The organism is Aeromonas popoffii, assembly GCF_000820025.1.
In the GTDB taxonomy this organism is placed as follows: domain Bacteria; phylum Pseudomonadota; class Gammaproteobacteria; order Enterobacterales; family Aeromonadaceae; genus Aeromonas; species Aeromonas popoffii.
Genome location: NZ_CDBI01000051.1, coordinates 45,579 through 64,461, shown reverse-complemented (window position 1 = coordinate 64,461; position 18,883 = coordinate 45,579). Strand labels below are relative to the sequence as shown.

Genomic DNA, 18,883 nt, shown 5'->3' with positions numbered 1-18,883 from the left:
CTAGCACTCGACCAAACCCTTAGCAGTGACCGTGCCAACTTCTCTTCTCATTATTTATCAATCACTTACCTCCACCTCATAGCCTCAACCGCACAACCCTGAGCAAGTTTTCGCTCAAACAGCGCACATATCTCAGCAAATATTGCCAAGGCAGTTATTTAGCCTAATAGGTGGGCAATAAATTGCGCCAGTCAGAACTATTGACCGTCTTCATCAACGTTCCCCACTAACGCAGCATCGATATTGAGCCGCACCAGCCCCTGCTTGAGCGCCCAGGATATCGCCTGGCTTTTATTGCTGGCTCCCAGCTTCTCGGCAATACGCTCCAGGTGAAAGGTCACCGTTCTAGGGGTTATGCCCAGGATTTTGGCGATATCACTGACTTGTTTCCCTTCTGCCGCCCACTGGCAGACCTCCAGTTCCCGCAAGCTTAAAGGGTCACGCGGTGGCATTGCTGACGAACACACCCGTGCAACGGCTTCGAAGACATGGCTTGATAGCCAGCTAAGAAAAGGAACCGCGCTAAGCCATTGATGTTCAGTGCGTGGTGTCCGCATGATAAGAGAGAGCAGCCCTACATGGCCATTAGGCCCATGCCAGGGGATCGTGATGCCATCACGCAGACCAGCATCCTGTGCCTGCAGCATCACCTCAAGCCCATCGATATCTTGTTGGTCGCAACACTCGGTGATGAGATTGGTCCACAGAATTGGCGTACTCTGAGTCATCCCTTTGCGCACAACTGGATCGACAGTTAAAGAACCCCAGTTCGTGATAAACCCGCATCCACTCAGCAGGACAGCCGTTGAAAATTCGCACGTCACATTTGCGTAATTGCCCCCAAACTGCGCACTTATTTGCGCACAGGGTACTGCGCAGAAATGACCGAGGTGTAAGTGTGATATTGGGCTCAAGTCTTGTGTGGCAAGGGCTAGAGGGGATTCTGCCTGATAGAAAGGGCCGAGATGAAACTGCGCACATCTCCCACCACTGCGCAATTGCTGACTGCGCAGAAACGAAACGCAATGGAGTGCGCAATTTTAGACCAAGCCTTATGCCACAAGGCCTAGAGAGGAGTTGTCTCTTTTGGAAACTGCGCAATTCCTTCCATTAACTGCGCACTTATTTGCGCACTCCTACTCAAAACTGCGCAGTTGCTGACTGCGTAGAAACGAACAACAACGGATGGCCAACATTGGCCGCACCTGAGATACCAAGTGCTGTAGGGTGATTTGGCACTGGGCAAACTGCGCAGCTGGTGCCTGGCAGTGAAAAACGAACAACAACTTGGAGTTGATGTTTAGGGCAACAAGTAAGTGGCAGAGATACCTCGAGGTTTACTCGGTAGTTCAAGCGGAACTAGGCTTGCTGATCATCTGCCGAATACGCTCCCAGTGAGATCACTATGGGGGTATTTATGGGGGTATATATAAAGCGCGCCGTGAATTTTATTTATATAAAACAGCTACATATGTCAATGATTCGAGAGTGACCCCGGCACCATCAACTAATTCAATGACTTAAGGCCACCCAAGCGGGTGGCCTTACGTTTTTCTGGCTTTCCCAAATGGCCATGTGTCCATATAGTGTCCACCGAGGTTTAGATGATCGGTGTCTTGGTGTGTCCACATCGACAGGCACTCCGGCAAGTGTGACCGGACACACTTCACAGAAAACCTATTTTCCGTGAGGTAGGCCCGCCAGCGCACCAAGGCCGCATTCCCCTTTCAAACTGTAAAACCCTGCAATTGCTTTCGATCCTTTCAGATCCTCACCAAGCCGCGGATCCTTTATCTGGCGCTGTCTGGGCCTATGGTTTTGCGGTAATCCACTTTTGCAAAAAATTTTATTGGTGCGGCGCGCAGGCGGGAGCGGAAGAGCGCGGATTCCGTGACGCAGACGCGGCGGTGGGCGTCGGGGAGGCTGTGAGCGTGCTCAGGCTTCACGTATGATGCAGCCCTGATGGTGCTTGATGCGCGCTCTGAGCGTCAGGTTGTTACGCTCGATACGCTGTGTGAATAGTTCCCCGGTCAGGTCTATCTCGCGCGGGACTTCCCTGGCATAGCCTCCCAACTCATTACTGGTGATAACGCCAGGCAGGAAGGGGGTAAGCAGGTTCAGCAATCGACGGCATGTTTCATCGTTGCGCGGACCTAAGGTGTAGGTAACAACTCGTTTTCTTTTAGTATCAAAGACATAAAAAAATGTCGACTATTTTGGTTGCCAACATAGACCCATAGCTCATCGAGCTCACAGATAAGCGTGACCTCATCCAGCACAACCTTTTCGGTGGTTACTTGCCTTGGTGCGCGTTTTTAACGCGCACATTGACCACATTATTTTAACCGGCCTAGACTGCGCGCATTACTGGGCCCCCAATAGACGGAGAAACAGATGCCTAAGGTCGGAATGCAACCCATCCGTCGATCACAATTGATTGCTGCCACCCTTGAAGCGGTCGATCAAGTCGGCATGAACGATGCCAGCATTGCCTTCATCGCACGGATTGCTGGAGTCTCTAATGGCATCATCAGCCATTACTTTCGCGACAAGAACGGGTTACTCGACGCCACCATGCGCCACCTGATGCAGGCGCTAAGCAATGCCGTGCGCGAACGCCGCGCCGGCCTACCGCCAGATCAACCGCGCGCGCATTTGCGGGCCATGATTGAAGGCAACTTCGATGACAGCCAAGTCAACGGACCGGCGATGAAGACTTGGCTGGCGTTCTGGGCCACCAGCATGCATCAACCCACCCTGCGCCGCTTGCAACGGGTTAATGATCACCGCCTCTATTCCAATCTCTGCGGGCAGTTCAGCCGGGTGTTGCCGCAGGCACAGGCACGCGCCGCAGCACGTGGACTTGCCGCACTGATTGACGGGTTGTGGCTGCGCGGGGCCTTGTCTGGTGAAAGCTTCGACACCCGCCAGGCGATGCAGATCGCCTATGACTACCTGGACATGCAGCTGGAAAAAGCCGGCTAAGAGTCAGGGTGACGCACACTGCGTCACCCGAGACAGGTTCAGCCTTATGTCGGCAGGGCTGGCAGCGCCGTTGGCTGCTCACTGGCGGCCAAATCCGACTTCATCGCCTTGAGCAGGGCGAACATGTACAGCAGCAGCACCACCGAGAAGGGCAATCCTGCCAGCACCACCACGGTTTGCATGGCGGTGAAATTACCGGCGAACAGCAACCCAATGGTCACCAGAGTGATGACCATGCTCCAGAAGATCCGCAGCCAGTACGGGGCATCTTCGTCCAGTTCACTCCCCTGGCGTGAAAGGTTGGCCAGCATCACCGAGCCGGAGTCCGCCGGTGTGAGGAAAAGCACAAAGCCGACGCAAATCGACATGCCAATCACCACCTTGGACCAGGGGTAATGCTCCAGCAGCAGGTAGATGGACATGGCGGGCTGCTCCAGCGCAGCTTTGCCTAGATCGGTGGCGTTATGGTTCATCACCAGCTCCAGCGCGCTGTTGCCGAAGATAGACAGCCAGGCCAGGGTGAAGCCCAGCGGGATCAGTAATACGCCGCAGACCAATTCCCGCACGGTACGACCACGGGAAATTCGCGCGATAAACATGCCGACAAACGGTGCCCAGGAAATCCACCACGCCCAGTAGAACAGGGTCCACAAGCCCATCCACGCTTCACTCTTGCCGGACTGGCCGGTGTACACATAGAGGTCAAAGGTTTTCAGTACCAAACCGTTGAGGTAGTCACCGAGGTTTTGCACCAGGCTGTTGAGCAAATGCAAGGTGTCGCCGGCCAGCAACACGAACACCAGCAAACTGCTAAACAGAATGATGTTGAGGTTGGACAAGCGGCGAATGCCCTTCTCCACCCCGGAAACGGCGGCCAGGGTGGCTACCGCACTCATCACCAGAATCACCGTAAGCAGCGCCCCCTGGCTGTTGGACATACCAAAAAGGTATTCAAAACCAGACGCCACTTGCAGCGAGCCAATACCAAGGTTGGTTACCAGCCCCAGCAAGGTGACAAAAATGCCGAAGCAGTCCACGGCATTACCGACCCAGCCACGGGTCAGGCGCTCGCCGAACAGCGGGTACAACGCCGAGCGCAAGGCCAGCGGTTGCTGGTGGCGATAGGCAAAGTAGCCCACGGCAAGACCGACCAGTGCGTAGATCGCCCAGCCATGTAAACCCCAATGCAGAAAGGTCAGTTGCAGCGCCTGACGCGCCGCCGAGGTCGTGCCTGGCTCGCCTTCGGGCGGGTTGTAGAGGTGGTCAATCGGTTCTGATGCTGCGAAATACAGCAACGAAATACCGATCCCCGAGGAGAACAGCATTCCTGCCCAGGCCCCGTAACTGAACTCTGGACGTTCGTGGTCAGTCCCCAGGCGCAGGTTGCCGTAGCGTGAACAGGCCACGTACAGCACAAATAACAGATAAGCCCCAATCGCCAGCATGTAATACCAGCCAAAACTGCGTGACAGCCACACTTGGGCTTTGCCCAGCCAAACTCCGGCCGCATCGGGGAAGGCGATTAACGCCAAGGTCAACAGCAGGATCAGCGCCGTCGATCCGTAAAACACGGTCGGATTCAAGCGCACTTTTTCAGGTGTTGTTGTGATGAGAGAGGCAGTCGTCATGGTGGAGGTGAGCTCCAAGGCAATGGAAACGAACGCACCGAAGGGTCTCAAACGATGCGAATCAATGACATAGACCACAGCAGACTCGCGATCAGGTTCTTGCAGCCAGCTTAACGGCTACGGCGATGTATGGCAGTGAGAGTCACTGCGCTGAGCTTATTACTTGATGCGTAAATGTCAATTTTTTGTTACTTGGATGTTCAATAAAAATAAGCTAGTCTCTGACCGGACTACTACCAGTGCGAACAATTTTCAGTAGCCGGATACCACATAAATCAACACAAAAGGACTCGAAGATGCCCCGATTTAATGAACAACAACTCTATATCGGAGGTCGTTATGTGGCGGCCAGCAGTGGTGAGACCTTTGACAGCATCAATCCGGCCACTGGGGAGGTGTTGGCCAAAGTGCAGTGCGCCAACCAGGTGGACGTAGAGCGCGCCGTAGCGAGCGCTACCGAAGGGCAAAAGGTCTGGGCGGCGATGACGGCCATGCAACGCTCACGCATCTTGCGCAAGGCCGTGGACATTCTGCGCGAGCGCAACGATGAACTCGCCGAGCTGGAAACCCTCGACACCGGCAAGCCGCTCTCGGAAACGCGCTATGTCGATATTGTCACCGGTGCGGACGTATTGGAGTACTACGCCGGTTTGATCCCCGCCATCGAAGGTGAACAGATCCCGTTGCGCGATACCAGCTTCGTCTACACCCGCCGTGAGCCGCTGGGCGTGGTCGCAGGTATAGGCGCGTGGAATTACCCGATCCAGATTGCTCTGTGGAAATCCGCTCCGGCCTTGGCCGCCGGCAATGCGATGATCTTCAAACCCAGCGAAGTGACCTCGCTCAGCGCGCTGAAACTGGCAGAAATATACACCGCCGCCGGCCTGCCGGATGGCGTATTTAACGTGCTCACCGGCAGCGGTCGTGAAGTCGGTCAGTGGCTGACCGAGCATCCGGGTATCGCAAAGATATCCTTCACCGGCGGCACTGTGACCGGCAAAAAGGTCATGGCAAGCGCCTCCAGTTCATCACTCAAGGATGTGACAATGGAGCTGGGAGGCAAATCGCCACTGATCATCTTCGAAGACGCCGATCTCGACCGAGCCGCTGATATCGCAGTGATGGCTAATTTTTATAGCTCCGGGCAGGTCTGTACTAACGGTACCCGTGTGTTTGTGCCGCGCAGGCTGCAGGCGAGCTTCGAAGCCAAGGTGTTGGAGCGGGTCAAACGTATTCGCCTGGGCAACCCGCAAGATGACGCCACCAACTTCGGCCCGCTGGTCAGCTTCGCGCACATGGACAGCGTGCTCGGCTACATCGAAAAAGGCCGCCGCGAAGGTGCCCGCCTGCTTATCGGTGGCCAGCGCGTGACCGAGCGCGAATACGCCAGCGGTGCCTACGTGGCCCCCACGGTATTCACCGACTGCAAGGACGACATGACCATAGTGCGTGAAGAGATCTTCGGCCCGGTGATGAGCATTCTGGTTTACGACACGGAAGAAGAAGTCATCCGCCGCGCCAACGCCACCGAATACGGCCTGGCCGCTGGCGTGGTCACCCGCGATCTGAACCGCGCGCACCGGGTAATCCACAAGCTGGAAGCCGGTATTTGCTGGATCAACACCTGGGGAGAATCGCCAGCGGAAATGCCGGTGGGCGGTTACAAGCAATCCGGCGTTGGTCGCGAAAACGGTTTGACCACGCTGGCGCACTACACGCGGATCAAATCGGTGCAGCTGGAAATGGGCGGCTACACCTCGGTGTTCTAAAGCCCTGTCATAGGCGGGAAACAGCGTCATTCGCCCTACACAGTGATCTCCGCCCCGTAGCCCGGATGCCATCCGGGAACCGTCATCGCATTTTCTCCGGAGTGCATCCGGCTACAGGAGCTTCTATGCCACAAGAATTCGATTACATCATCATCGGTGCCGGCTCAGCTGGTAACGTATTGGCCACCCGCCTGACCGAAGACGCGGACGTCAGCGTGCTGCTGATCGAAGCGGGCGGTCCAGACCATCGCCTGGACTTTCGCACGCAAATGCCCGCCGCCCTGGCCTACCCCCTGCAAGGTCGGCGGTATAACTGGGTGTACCTGACCGACCCCGAACCGCACATGAACAACCGCCGTATGGAATGCGGGCGTGGCAAAGGTTTGGGCGGCTCATCGCTGATCAACGGCATGTGCTATATCCGTGGCAACGCCATGGACTACGACGGCTGGGCCAAGGAAAAAGGCCTGGAAGAGTGGAGCTACCTGGATTGCCTGCCGTATTTTCGCAAAGCCGAAACCCGTGACATCGGGGCAAATGATTACCACGGCGGCGAAGGCCCGGTGAGCGTGACCACGCCGAAGCATGGCAACAACCCGCTGTTCCACGCCATGGTCGAAGCCGGCGTGCAAGCCGGTTATCCGCGTACCGACGACCTCAACGGCTATCAGCAAGAAGGCTTTGGCCCGATGGATCGTACCGTCACGCCCAAAGGCCGGCGCTCCAGCACCGCACGCGGCTATCTGGACCAGGCCCGTGCCCGTCCCAACCTGACTATCGTCACCCACGCCTTGACCGATCGCATCCTATTTAGCGCCAAGCGTGCCATTGGTGCGACCTACCTGGTGGGTGACAGCAACACCCCGCACATCGCTAACGCCCGTCGCGAAGTGTTGCTGTGCAGCGGCGCAATTGCCTCCCCTCAAATCCTTCAACGTTCCGGCGTCGGCCCGGCAGCTCTGCTGAATGAACTGCAGATCCCCGTGGTCCACGATCTGCCGGGCGTTGGCCAGAACCTGCAGGATCACCTCGAGCTGTATCTGCAATACGCCTGCAAAGAACCGGTGTCGCTGTTCCCGGCGCTGCAATGGTGGAATCAGCCCGCCATCGGCGCGCAGTGGCTGTTTCAGGGCACGGGCATAGGTGCCAGCAACCAGTTCGAGGCTGGCGGGTTTATCCGTTCCAGCGCCGAGTTCGAATGGCCGAACATTCAGTACCACTTCCTGCCGGTGGCGATTAACTACAACGGCAGTAATGGGGTGAAAGAACATGGCTTCCAGGCGCACATGGGCTCCATGCGTTCCCCCAGTCGCGGGCGCATCCAGATCAAATCCAAAGACCCGCGCCAGCACCCGAGCATTCTGTTCAATTACATGGCCACCGAGCAGGATTGGCGTGAGTTCCGCGACGGCATCCGCATCACCCGCGAAATCATGGCGCAAGCGGCGCTGGACCCGTATCGCGGGCGCGAAATCAGCCCCGGCAAGGACGTGCAGAGCGATGCCGAACTGGATGCCTTTATCCGTGAGCATGCGGAAACGGCTTACCACCCCTCGTGCTCCTGCAAAATGGGCGAAGACGACATGGCCGTGGTCGATGGTCAGGGACGGGTGCATGGCATCGAAGGGTTGCGTGTGGTCGATGCCTCGATCATGCCGTTGATCGTCACTGGCAATCTCAATGCCCCGACCATCATGATGGCCGAGAAGATTGCCGACAACATCCGTGGCCGCGCCCCACTGCCGCGCAGCACAGTAAAATACTTCACGGCGGGTGACACTATGCCACGCCTCACAAAACAAAGGGCTATCTGATACACAACCGCCAACCCTAGTGCCACAACGCCTTGCTGAACAATTCCGAGGGTAAAGCGGCCAGCACACAGGCCGTTTTCCTCACTGAACCGACCTGTTACCCAACGAGCATACCCAGCCATGTCATCTTGTTCATGGGGCACCTCCCCACATGCGGGTTGTAATGTCTCATGCTCAGCGTCGGGCTAATGAGTTGCTTTACCAGCCTGCAAAATATAATGGTCAGATTGGAGCCGTGATGGCGTATGTGGGCGCGATAAACAAACTCAATACCTTCGGTTCCCCTGTAAGAACGCCCCGGGAGTAGCGGCCACTTGGGGCTGGAGATACCCACTCTGATGCGAAGGTACGGAAGCCAGCGTCACTGGTGCGGGTAGTAAGTAAAATTCACATCTAACGTTTCCCTTTGAAATCAGTTTTGTCATTTCTCGTTTCGATAGAGACCCTGGCACTATTTATATTTCAATGGCTTAAGGCCGCCCTGCGGGTGGCCTTTTGTTTTTCTGTATCCCTTTTGCTTGGGTAATCCTCATCGCGTGTAGGCTGGATGGCTTGTTTTTGCCGCATTTGGCTGTGCGTCCGTGACCGCTCAGCGGTCTATCCCGGCCTATGATCTGCTCTATTTCGGTGCGTGCTGGTTGCGCTGCACAGCAGAAGTGCGCGCTTGCTCAGGTTAGCGAGCCTTATGCTCCAATCTGGTGCGCTAGCCCGCCTGCGTGACATTAAGATGTTGATTTAAATCAATTTAGTGAGTTGGCCTGTTTTATGCTTTAAAGCAATCATGTCGCCATGACGCTGCCCGATGAAGGAAGCATGACCAAGGTTGTGGCAAGTGTGTGTGTGGAGTGTGAGTTTGTGGGGATTCTCGGATTCGATGTTCATATCAGGAAATGAGCCCGGACAGGTGCCGGGACGACAGGGAAGGAGATGGCTGTATGCTCAAAAGACTCGTGATGACAGGTTTGTTGGCGCTTGCCGCCTTGCTGGCCGCCCCCAGTTGGGCTGAAGAGGTGGTGGCCGCGTCGGCCGACATCGTGCTGGCTGCGGTGCCAGTTGCTGCCGGAGTGACCATCAACAAGGGGGATAATAGCTGGATGCTGCTGTCGGCGGCACTGGTGATCCTGATGTCCATTCCGGGACTGGCCCTGTTCTATGGCGGCCTGGTGCGCAGCAAGAACATGCTGAGCGTGTTGATGCAGGTGTTCACCTTGTTCTCGCTCATCAGCGTGCTGTGGATCCTCTACGGTTATTCGCTGGCTTTTACCGAGGGCAGCAGTGTCTACGGATCCTTTAGCAAGGTGCTGCTCAAGGGGGTTACGCCAGACTCCATTGCAGCGACCTTCAGCAAGGGGGTCGGTATCAGCGAGTTCATCTACGTGGTGTTCCAGGGGGCTTTTGCGGCCATCACCTGCGGTCTGATAGTGGGCGCCTTCGCCGAACGTATCAAGTTTGCCGCCGTGCTGCTGTTTTCGGTGATCTGGTTCACCTTCGCCTACATACCGCTGGCCCACATGGTGTGGTATTGGGCGGGTCCGGATGCCTATACCACGGCCGAGGCAGCGGCAACCGCGACAGCGACGGCCGGGTATCTGTTCCGGCATGGTGCACTGGATTTTGCGGGCGGCACTGTGGTGCACATCAACGCCGCCGTGGCGGGTCTGGTGGGGGCTTATCTGGTGGGCAAGCGTCTGGGTTACGGACGTGATCCCATGACACCGCACAGCCTCACCATGACCATGATAGGGGCCTCCCTGCTCTGGTTCGGTTGGTTCGGTTTCAACGCCGGTTCCGCGCTGGAAGCCAATGGCATAGCTGCACTGGCTTTCATCAATACCTGGGTGGCACCGGCGGCGGCTGCGCTCTCCTGGACCTTGGCCGAGTGGATGATGAAGGGTCGTCCCTCCCTGCTGGGTGCAGCCTCCGGCGCCGTCTCCGGTCTGGTGGTGATCACGCCGGCGGCCGGTTTCGTCGGGGTTGGCGGTGGCCTGATGATGGGCCTCATCAGCGGCGTGGCTGGTTTGTGGGGGGTTCATGGACTCAAGCGTCTGCTGGGAGCCGATGATAGCCTGGATGTGTTTGGCGTGCATGGGGTATGCGGCATTCTCGGTGCCCTGCTGACCGGCGTCTTTGCCAGTCCGGATCTGGGCGGCACCGGAGTGTGGGACTATGTCACCAACCAGGTCGCGGAAGGCTACTCCATCCTGGCCCAGGTCAAGATCCAGGCCATCGGGGTCGGGGTCACTATCCTCTGGTCCGGGGCCGTCTCGGTCGTGGCCTACAAGCTGGTGGATCTGCTCATCGGCCTGCGAGTGAAGGAAGATGCAGAGCGCGAAGGGCTGGATGTCACCACCCACGGTGAAAAAGCCTATAGCCTGTAACAGCGTCGGGTTACTTGCTGACAGGATCGCCGCCGGTTATGCCGGCGGTTTTTTTATGTCTGCAAAAGTGGAGTGCGCCTTGCTCCACCTTTTATGCCTGCAATTTGACAGGATCTCCGCTAAACTCTGCCACCCTTAATGGGCTTGCCCCATTTTCCCCATCATTATTTCTACGCCTTTGGAGCCGCTCATGCCGTTAGTGGGACATCAACACCAGATCGAGATCCAGGAACTGACCGACAAAGGGGATGGCAAGGGACGCCTGTTCGATCGCCCCCTGTTTGTCGAAGGTCTGCTGCCCGGTGAGCAGGCGTTGGTGGAGCTGACCGAGGTCAAGCCAAACTATCTGCATGGCAAGGTGACCGAGCTGCTCCAGCCGTCCGCCGATCGGGTCGCCGATTTTTGCCCCAACACAGAGTGCGGCGGCTGTCAGGTGCGCCCGCTGGCCTACCCGGCTCAGCTCAAGCTCAAGCAGGCGCTGGTGCAGAGCGCACTGGAACAGGTCGGGCTGGGTGACAGCAAGGTTAACCCGATCCTCGGCATGGAGAGTCCGTTCGCCTATCGCAACAAGGCGCAATATGCGGTGCGTGGCTGTGAAGCCGGTGCCGAGATTGGCTTCTATCGCAAGCACTCCCACGATCTCATCACGGCGGACGATTGCGCCGTGCAGGACCCGCTGCACGTGGCGCTCAATGCCCGGGTGCGCAACTGGATGCGCGAGCACGACATTGCCGCCTATGACGAAGTGAACCACACCGGCTGCGTGCGCAACCTGATGACCCGCAAGGGCTTCAAGAGTGGCGAGCTGATGGTGGTGCTGGTGACCCTGGGTGAAGCGCTGCCGTTCGAAGCCGAGCTGCTGGCGGCCCTGAGCGATCTGCCCATTACCACCCTGGTACAGAACATCAACGATGAGCGTACCAACCGCATTCTGGGCGCGAGCAACCGGGTGCTGCTGGGAGAAGGGGTGATCCGCGACAAGATCCATGAACTCGAGTTCGAGATCTCGCCGCTCTCTTTCTTCCAGAACAACCCGACCCAGACCGATGTGCTCTACTCCAGCGCCCTCGAGTATGCCGAGCTGACTGGCAACGAGACGGTATTCGACATCTATTGTGGTATCGGCACCATCTCCCTGTTCCTGGCAGGCAAGGCCGCCAAGGTAGTGGGAATAGAGTCGGTGGAGAGCGCCATTAGCGATGCCCGTCGCAACGCCGCCCTCAACGGCATCGAGCATACCGAATTCCACGTGGGCAAGGCCGAGCAGCTGATGCCCGAGCTGCACGCTCAGGGCGTGACCGCCGATGTGGTGGTGCTGGATCCGCCCCGCAAGGGTTGTGACAAGGCGGTGCTGCAGACGCTGGTTGCCATGGCACCGCGCCGTCTGGTCTATGTTTCCTGCAACCCGCAGACCCTGGCCCGCGATCTCGCCTGGTTGGTCAAGCAGGGCTTCGTGCTGGACGAAGTGCAGCCGGTGGACATGTTCCCGCACTCCATGCATGTGGAGGCGGTTGCCCGTCTGAGCCTGCCAGCCAAGGGCTGACAGAAGGCTGGACTGGGCGCGGCCAGTGGATCTATCCAGCTGCGTGGACGCAGTCACTGGTCTGATGTTACAGGCAGCCATCCATTGCATTGGCCAGATGGCTCTGATAAAAAAACGACTCCAAATGGAGTCGTTTTTTTATGCCCGTGATCCGGCGCGGCAGCCAAACAGGGAGGGTAAGCATGACGATTCGTCTGGCCAGCGTGGAGGATGCAGCAGCGCTGGATCACTTCTTTCAGCAACTGGATCGGGAGACCCGCTTCATGCTGTATGAAGCGGGGGAGAGACCATCCGACATCGAGGGGCAGCGCCAGCGTCTGGCTGCCATGCAGGCCAGCCGCAATCAGCGGATGTGGCTGCTGAGTCTGGCCGGTGAGGTCCAGGGCTTTGCACTCCTGCTGGGAGGGAATATGCATCGCAATCGCCACTGTGCACTGGTGGTGATGGGGTTGCGTTCTGGTGCGCGCGGTCTGGGTTGGGGTGAGCGGTTACTGCGCACACTCATCACGGCTGCCAGCGAGCTGGGTGTCAGCCGGCTGGAGCTGGGCGTGATGGCGCATAACGAAGTGGCCCATTCACTCTACCGCAAGTGCGGTTTCATGGATGAGGGGTTACGGCGGCAGGCGTATCGGCTGGACGAGGGCTATGTCGACGAGATCAGCATGGGGCTGCTGTTGCCGTCCGGAACGCCATGATGCCGTTGGCCCGATCTCACTGGGTTGGCGAGAGGGAATCGGGCAGAGTATCGGATGGCGTGATGGAAAGAGGAAAAGGAACATGAAAGGTATCTTGCTACGCTGGTTGGCTCGCTACGATGCGTGGTGTCAGGAGTGGGGACTCACCCCAGAGAACCGGCGTTGCTGCGCGCCGGTGCGTTATGACGAAGATGACCAGCAAGAGCCTGAGCCAGACGCCTCGTCACTCAATCAAAATGGCGTGTCACGGCCCCGTTAATGCTGTTGTAGTCAAAGCTCAATCCATCCGGGTAAGCCGGGAAGCGGGCGATGGAGTCGCGCAGGGTATAGCGGCAGTTGCTGTGAGGCTCGCCGTCTTCATCTATATGGTTGCCGGGTTGCTCGCTGGAAAGGTAGTCGGCCCTGAGCTGGATCTCGGGATCCTGATCGACCGAGGCGACGGTATAGCTGCTGTCCAGCAGCCCCTGAAACAGCAGGCGGCAGTCTGCCTGGTTGCTGACCGAGATGTAGTCTTCCTGACCTGGGACGTAAGGCTCATTGATCCCCTTGCGGCCCTGATCCTCATCCGTGCCAGCGGGCCAGCCATAACGGTTGATGTCGAGGTTACGTTGACCCATGCTGCCCAGATTGTAGAGTGCCTGATCCTGCGTCTGGACCGCCCAGCCCGCATGGGCCAGCTGCACCGCGCTGGCGACGCTGCTGGCAGTGGCGGCAACCGTGCTCTTGAGGGCATCATCCTTGAGAGTGATAAAGCGGGGCATTGCCGTTACGGCCAGGACCCCCAGCACTATGATAACCATCACCAGTTCTATCAGGGTAAAGCCATGGTTCGAGCGTTTCATTATTGAGTAGAGCCATCAAGTACGACAAACAGGTGAGGACGACATGCAACTGATCGACACCCATTGCCATCTCGATTTTCCCGTCTTCGATCCAGACAGGGCGGCGTTGCTGGCAGAGTGTCTGCAGTTGGGGGTGGGCGAGTATATCATCCCCGCTGTGGGAGAGGAAAACTGGGCTCGCGTGATGGCGCTGGCGGAGCAGTACCCGGAGATCACTTACGGGCTGGGCATTCACCCCTGGTATGTGGGCACCCAGGCCCAGGGAGCACTGACGCGATTGCAAGCGTTATTGGCTGCCAGACCCCGTGGATTGGTGGCGGTCGGCGAATGTGGACTGGATCTGCGATCCCATGTGCCGCAGGAAGGGCAGGTCGAGTTGTTTGAGGCACAAATCAGGCTGGCCATGGATCATGAGTTGCCGCTGATCGTCCACTCGGTGCGGGCCAACGATACGGTCGCAAAAATACTCAGGCGTTTCAAACCGGCCCGGGGTGGCGTTATTCACGCCTTCAGCGGTTCCCTGCAACAGGGACAGGCGTTCTGGCAGCTTGGGTTCAGGCTTGGAATAGGTGGCGTCATCAGCTATGAGCGGGCCAACAAGACCCGGGAGGCGATCCGCGACATGCCGCTGGAGGCCCTGTTGCTGGAGACGGATGCGCCCGATATGCCGTTACAGGGTCAGCAGGGTCTCCCTAATACCCCCGCCAACTTGCCTAAGATTGCACAACTCTTGGCCGAATTGCGGCAACAGCCCTTGAGCCATGTTGTCGCGGTGTTACATGAATCCACTTTGCACACTTTCCCGCTCAGGCACGCTTAAATTAACACCTGATTAACTCTTGATAGCATCATGATAAAAAACGGGGCGACTAAAAATCGTTTGCGGTCTAATTTGGCGACCTCTAGCGTATTTCATGCTCATAAAATGTGACCAGCATTCTACTTTGTCGCACCGTAATTAGTATAATGCGCACCCTTGATTGATGGCGTTGAGATACAAGCTGTTAACAAGCTGGAAGGTGCTACTAAAGAGGAAGTGTTAATAATGAATTTGATTATGGGTCTGGTGGGGATGGCAACGCTCATCCTTATCGCGGTGCTGTTCTCCAGTAATCGCAAAGCAATAAAAATTCGCACCGTAGGCGGTGCCTTTGCAATTCAAGCTGGCCTGGGTGCATTCGTGCTGTACGTCCCGGTTGGCCGAGATATTCTGGTCGGTGTATCCAATGCCGTTTCCAGCGTCATCGGTTATGGCCAGAGTGGCATCGACTTCCTGTTCGGTGGCCTGGTCAGCAACAAGATGTTTGAAGTGTTCGGTGGCGGCGGCTTTATCTTTGCCTTCCGCGTTCTGCCCGTCATCATCTTCTTCTCCTCGCTGATCGCGGTTCTCTATTATCTGGGCATCATGCAGTGGGTGATCAAGCTGCTGGGCGGTGCCCTGCAAAAAGTACTGGGCACTTCCCGTACCGAGTCCCTGTCTGCCACTGCTAACATCTTCGTCGGTCAGACTGAAGCGCCGCTGGTGGTTCGTCCCTACATCTCCAAGATGACAGACTCCGAGCTGTTCGCCGTCATGTGTGGTGGTCTGGCCTCCGTTGCCGGTTCCGTGCTGGCTGGTTACGCCTCCATGGGCGTCAAGATGGAATACCTGATCGCAGCCTCCTTCATGGCTGCCCCGGGTGGTCTGCTGTTCGCCAAGTTGCTGGTACCGGAAACCGAGACTCCCAACTATGACGAAAGCAATGCCGACGGCGATCTGGAAGACAAGCCTGCCAACGTGATCGATGCCGCCGCCGCCGGTGCCTCCGCCGGCCTGCAACTGGCCCTGAACGTGGGTGCCATGCTGCTGGCGTTCATCGGCCTCATCGCCATGATCAACGGTATTTTCTCCGGTGTGGGTGGGTGGTTCGGCATGCCTGAGCTTTCTCTGGAACTGCTGCTGGGCTGGTTGTTCTCCCCGCTGGCCTTCTTGATCGGGGTACCCTGGAGCGAAGCCGTGGTTGCCGGTTCCTTCATCGGCCAGAAGCTGGTGGTGAACGAATTCGTGGCTTACCTGAACTTTGCCCCCTATCTGAAGGATGAGCTGCTGATCAATGGCGTGCCCATGTCTGACCACACCAAGGCCATCATCTCCTTCGCCCTGTGCGGTTTTGCCAACCTCTCCTCTGTTGCCATCCTGCTGGGTGGTCTGGGCTCAATGGCACCGAATCGTCGCGGTACCATTGCTCGCTTTGGTCTGAAAGCCGTATTGGCGGGGTCACTGTCCAACCTGATGTCTGCCACTATCGCAGGCTTCTTCCTGGCACTGACAGCCATGTAATGTTTGCCTGATATTCAGGTAAAGACGAACGCCACAGCGAAATGCTGTGGCGTTCGCGTTTGGGGCGGTGACAACCGTTTTCCTTCCTAAACTAATAATAAAAATTGAGTCAAATCGGAGGTTATATGCATGAAGTGCTACTGGCGATAGCGGCCGGCTTTATCGTTGGCTTGTTGTTTTCTTTCCTCAAATTGCCGATCCCGGCACCCCCCGTCCTGTCAGGGGTGATGGGGATCGTAGGAGTCTATCTGGGGGGCATGGCTTACTCCTGGATACTCACGCGTTTCTTCTCTTAACGCACGTTCCAGTAACGGATTTGCCAGATGTGAGGTACCTCTGAAATTGGCAAATCTGGCTTGCAAACACGGGGTATCTCGGCTGAAATAGGCATTGCCAGCAGGGTGCTGGCATTGACTAATATCCGATCAAATCGGGTGTTGGCGGTCAAATGGAATTGATTGGGAAGTCGGGTCATCAGTTGTCGGCCCTTCTCAAGTCTTCATGGAACCAAGTCCGCACTTTTGTAAGAAAGTGACAGGGCTCTTGCCTTATTTACAGCCACATTGCCTGTGCGGCGCGCTGTAATTCCATTCCCGTATCCTTGGGAGTCGTGTCTTGCTGGTTGCGCTGCGACACGCAGGCGCTCGCCCCTGGAATCAGGATTAAATCGAGACTTTGGAGAACAGAATGACTGATCTGAAACTGGCCGCCCAACGCGCCCTGAACCTGATGGACCTGACCACTCTGAACGATGATGACACCGATCAGAAGGTCATCGACCTGTGCCGCAAGGCCAAGTCACCGGCTGGCCTGACTGCTGCCGTCTGCATCTACCCCCGTTTTATTCCTATCGCTCGCAAGACCTTGCGTGAGCTCGGTGCCGCCGACGTGCGCATCGCCACCGTGACCAACTTCCCCCATGGCAACGACGACATCGAGATCGCCGTGGCCGAGACCCGCGCCGCCGTGGCTTACGGTGCCGATGAAGTGGACGTGGTGTTCCCGTACCGTGCCTTCATGGCGGGCAATGAACAGATCGGTTCTGATCTGGTCAAAGCATGTAAGGAAGCCTGTGGCACCAAGGTGCTGTTGAAAGTGATCATCGAGACCGGTGAACTGAAAGAAGCAGCACTGATCCGTCGCGCTTCCGAAATTTGTATCGATGCCGGTGCCGATTTCATCAAAACCTCCACCGGCAAAGTGCCCGTCAACGCAACCCCGGAAGCGGCCCGCATCATGATGGAAGTGATCAAGGCCAAGAACCCGAAAGTCGGCTTTAAGCCGGCTGGTGGTGTGAAAGATGCAGCCGTTGCCGATCAGTACCTGGCCATGGCCGAAGAGATCCTCGGTAAAGATTGGGTCTGTGCCCGTACCTTCCGCTTCGGCGCCTCCAGCCTGCTCGCCAGCTTGCTGGCCACGCTGGGGCACGGCGACAAGCCTGCCAACACCAGCGGTTACTAATAAGTTGATGAGAGGGCGAGCGTGGCTTGCCCTGTTATGCCTACGCCATATGGTGCGCGGGCAGGGATAACGGCTTATGTGACGCTAGCAACGGCGGAGGGAATGAAGGATGTTTTTGCCTCAAGAAATTATTCGAAAGAAGCGCAACGGTGAAGCGCTCAGTACCCAAGAGATTCAATTCTTCGTGCAGGGCATTACCAACAACACCATCGGCGAGGGCCAGATTGCGGCGCTCGCCATGGCGGTTTACTTCAAAGACATGAGCATGGATGAGCGGGTTGCCCTGACCTGCGCCATGCGTGACTCCGGCATGGTATTGAACTGGGATCACCTGAACCTGGGCGGCCCGATTGTCGACAAGCACTCCACCGGTGGTGTGGGGGATGTGGTTTCCCTGATGCTGGGCCCCATGGTCGCCGCCTGCGGTGGCTTCGTGCCCATGATCTCCGGTCGTGGTCTGGGTCATACCGGCGGTACTCTGGACAAGCTGGATGCGATCCCCGGCTACCAGACCTCGGTCGATAACGATCGTTTCCTGAACGTGGTGAAAGAGGCCGGTGTCGCCATCATAGGCCAGACCGGCGATCTCGCCCCCGCTGACAAGCGTATCTATGCAGTACGTGACATCACCGCCACCGTCGAATCCATCGCCATGATCACCGGCTCCATCCTCTCCAAGAAGCTCGCCTCCGGGCTTGAAGCGCTGGTGATGGATGTGAAAGTGGGCTCCGGCGCCTTTATGCCGACCTTTGAAGCCTCCGAAGAGCTGGCCAAGAGCATAGTGGCAGTGGCCAACGGTGCCGGTTGTCGCACCTCGGCCCTGCTGACCGACATGAACCAGGTGCTGGCTTCCAGCGCCGGTAATGGGGTTGAAGTGCGCGAGGCGGTGCGTTACCTGACCGGTGAATACCGCAACCCGCGTATCCACGAAGTCACCATGAGCCTGTGCGCCGAGATGCTGATCTCCGCCCATCTGGCCAGCGACGATGCCGATGCCCGCCGCAAGCTGCAGGCCGTGCTCGACAACGGCAAGGCTGCCGAGATCTTCGGGCGCATGGTGACCGGGCTCGGTGGTCCGTCCGACTTCATGGAACGTTATGACAGTCACCTGCCCAAGGCTGCCATTGTGCGCCCTGTGTATGCCGCCAATGCCGGCTTCGTGACCGCCATGGATACCCGGGAGCTGGGTCTGGCCGTGGTCGCCATGGGCGGCGGTCGTCGTGCTGCCGGTGACAAACTCGATTACGCCGTCGGTCTGACCGACGTTATCCGCCTGGGCCAGAGCGTCGATGCTGACAAGCCGATTGCCCTGATCCACGCTCAAACTGACGATCAATTTACTCAGGCTGCCAGCATGGTGCAGGCAGCTGTCAAGATCGCTGATACCCAGCCCCAGGCGTTGCCTGAGGTTTACCGTCGCATCGGTCTGGCTGATTTGTAACAAGGGG

General features: G+C 57.5%; 14 protein-coding genes and 1 pseudogene. 11 read left to right on the top strand and 4 right to left on the bottom strand.

All coding sequences use genetic code 11. The features are described from left to right. Window positions 1–197: 197 nt before the first annotated feature. Together BN1129_RS21825 and BN1129_RS24190 are read right to left on the bottom strand one after the other, a co-directional pair. Window positions 198–728 carry a helix-turn-helix transcriptional regulator gene (locus BN1129_RS21825; protein WP_244463037.1) on the bottom strand — a complete coding sequence of 177 codons (531 nt, stop codon included), beginning with the start codon at window positions 726–728 and terminating at the stop codon, window positions 198–200. Between the two features lie 1,240 nt (window positions 729–1,968). Then, window positions 1,969–2,288, bottom strand: a pseudogene (locus tag BN1129_RS24190) (IS1 family transposase); the annotation flags it as partial. Window positions 2,289–2,394: 106 nt separating this feature from the next. On the opposite strand from BN1129_RS24190, the gene betI reads away from it, so the two are divergent. After that, complete coding sequence (betI, locus tag BN1129_RS10145; RefSeq protein WP_042036215.1) at window positions 2,395–2,985, top strand: transcriptional regulator BetI; 591 nt, start codon at window positions 2,395–2,397, stop codon at window positions 2,983–2,985. A 44-nt stretch (window positions 2,986–3,029) separates the two neighbouring features. Here betI and BN1129_RS10140 read toward each other — a convergent pair whose 3' ends face one another. After that, complete coding sequence (locus BN1129_RS10140; protein WP_219927892.1) at window positions 3,030–4,691, bottom strand: BCCT family transporter; 1,662 nt, start codon at window positions 4,689–4,691, stop codon at window positions 3,030–3,032. A 218-nt stretch (window positions 4,692–4,909) separates the two neighbouring features. On the opposite strand from BN1129_RS10140, the gene betB reads away from it, so the two are divergent. The 5 genes from betB (at window position 4,910) to BN1129_RS10115 (ending at window position 12,812) form a co-directional block, all read left to right on the top strand. Continuing rightward, complete coding sequence (gene betB / locus BN1129_RS10135; RefSeq protein ID WP_042036212.1) at window positions 4,910–6,382, top strand: betaine-aldehyde dehydrogenase; 1,473 nt, start codon at window positions 4,910–4,912, stop codon at window positions 6,380–6,382. A gap of 125 nt (window positions 6,383–6,507) precedes the next feature. Then, on the top strand, window positions 6,508–8,196 hold the full coding sequence (gene betA, locus BN1129_RS10130; protein WP_042036210.1) for a choline dehydrogenase: 1,689 nt from the start codon (window positions 6,508–6,510) through the stop codon (window positions 8,194–8,196). 935 nt (window positions 8,197–9,131) lie between these two features. Further along, on the top strand, window positions 9,132–10,574 hold the full coding sequence (amt, locus tag BN1129_RS10125; RefSeq protein WP_042036208.1) for an ammonium transporter: 1,443 nt from the start codon (window positions 9,132–9,134) through the stop codon (window positions 10,572–10,574). 190 nt (window positions 10,575–10,764) lie between these two features. Continuing rightward, window positions 10,765–12,117 carry a 23S rRNA (uracil(1939)-C(5))-methyltransferase RlmD gene (gene rlmD / locus BN1129_RS10120; RefSeq protein ID WP_042036206.1) on the top strand — a complete coding sequence of 451 codons (1,353 nt, stop codon included), beginning with the start codon at window positions 10,765–10,767 and terminating at the stop codon, window positions 12,115–12,117. A 140-nt stretch (window positions 12,118–12,257) separates the two neighbouring features. Beyond that, window positions 12,258–12,812: a GNAT family N-acetyltransferase gene (locus BN1129_RS10115; RefSeq protein WP_084204617.1), complete on the top strand. Its 555-nt coding sequence runs from the start codon at window positions 12,258–12,260 to the stop codon at window positions 12,810–12,812. Between the two features lie 227 nt (window positions 12,813–13,039). Here BN1129_RS10115 and tppF read toward each other — a convergent pair whose 3' ends face one another. After that, entirely contained in the window at window positions 13,040–13,657 is a 618-nt protein-coding gene (gene tppF / locus BN1129_RS10110; protein WP_084204616.1) for a type IVa pilus pseudopilin TppF, read from the bottom strand. Between the two features lie 40 nt (window positions 13,658–13,697). On the opposite strand from tppF, the gene BN1129_RS10105 reads away from it, so the two are divergent. From BN1129_RS10105 to deoA, 5 genes are all read left to right on the top strand, one after another. Next, window positions 13,698–14,474 (top strand): TatD family hydrolase, encoded by a 777-nt coding sequence (locus tag BN1129_RS10105; protein WP_042036201.1) that lies wholly within the window; start codon window positions 13,698–13,700, stop codon window positions 14,472–14,474. A 225-nt stretch (window positions 14,475–14,699) separates the two neighbouring features. After that, window positions 14,700–15,974 (top strand): NupC/NupG family nucleoside CNT transporter, encoded by a 1,275-nt coding sequence (locus tag BN1129_RS10100; protein WP_042036199.1) that lies wholly within the window; start codon window positions 14,700–14,702, stop codon window positions 15,972–15,974. A gap of 125 nt (window positions 15,975–16,099) precedes the next feature. Continuing rightward, window positions 16,100–16,270 (top strand): XapX domain-containing protein, encoded by a 171-nt coding sequence (locus tag BN1129_RS10095; RefSeq protein ID WP_042036197.1) that lies wholly within the window; start codon window positions 16,100–16,102, stop codon window positions 16,268–16,270. Window positions 16,271–16,661: 391 nt separating this feature from the next. Continuing rightward, window positions 16,662–17,435 carry a deoxyribose-phosphate aldolase gene (deoC, locus tag BN1129_RS10090; protein WP_042036196.1) on the top strand — a complete coding sequence of 258 codons (774 nt, stop codon included), beginning with the start codon at window positions 16,662–16,664 and terminating at the stop codon, window positions 17,433–17,435. Between the two features lie 109 nt (window positions 17,436–17,544). Continuing rightward, a complete protein-coding gene (gene deoA / locus BN1129_RS10085) occupies window positions 17,545–18,876 on the top strand; it encodes a thymidine phosphorylase (RefSeq protein ID WP_042036195.1) in 1,332 nt (443 codons plus the stop codon). Window positions 18,877–18,883 lie beyond the last annotated feature (7 nt).

Excerpts from the sequence above, each read along its gene's own strand:
- BN1129_RS10105 (WP_042036201.1), top strand. The coding sequence starts at position 13,698 with ATGCAACTGATCGACACCCATTGCCATCTCGATTTTCCCGTCTTCGAT.
- betI (WP_042036215.1), top strand. The coding sequence starts at position 2,395 with ATGCCTAAGGTCGGAATGCAACCCATCCGTCGATCACAATTGATTGCT.
- BN1129_RS10100 (WP_042036199.1), top strand. The coding sequence starts at position 14,700 with ATGAATTTGATTATGGGTCTGGTGGGGATGGCAACGCTCATCCTTATC.
- betB (WP_042036212.1), top strand. The coding sequence starts at position 4,910 with ATGCCCCGATTTAATGAACAACAACTCTATATCGGAGGTCGTTATGTG.
- BN1129_RS10095 (WP_042036197.1), top strand. The coding sequence starts at position 16,100 with ATGCATGAAGTGCTACTGGCGATAGCGGCCGGCTTTATCGTTGGCTTG.
- BN1129_RS21825 (WP_244463037.1), bottom strand. The coding sequence starts at position 728 with ATGACTCAGAGTACGCCAATTCTGTGGACCAATCTCATCACCGAGTGT.
- BN1129_RS10115 (WP_084204617.1), top strand. The coding sequence starts at position 12,258 with ATGCCCGTGATCCGGCGCGGCAGCCAAACAGGGAGGGTAAGCATGACG.
- rlmD (WP_042036206.1), top strand. The coding sequence starts at position 10,765 with ATGCCGTTAGTGGGACATCAACACCAGATCGAGATCCAGGAACTGACC.
- betA (WP_042036210.1), top strand. The coding sequence starts at position 6,508 with ATGCCACAAGAATTCGATTACATCATCATCGGTGCCGGCTCAGCTGGT.
- deoA (WP_042036195.1), top strand. The coding sequence starts at position 17,545 with ATGTTTTTGCCTCAAGAAATTATTCGAAAGAAGCGCAACGGTGAAGCG.
- amt (WP_042036208.1), top strand. The coding sequence starts at position 9,132 with ATGCTCAAAAGACTCGTGATGACAGGTTTGTTGGCGCTTGCCGCCTTG.
- deoC (WP_042036196.1), top strand. The coding sequence starts at position 16,662 with ATGACTGATCTGAAACTGGCCGCCCAACGCGCCCTGAACCTGATGGAC.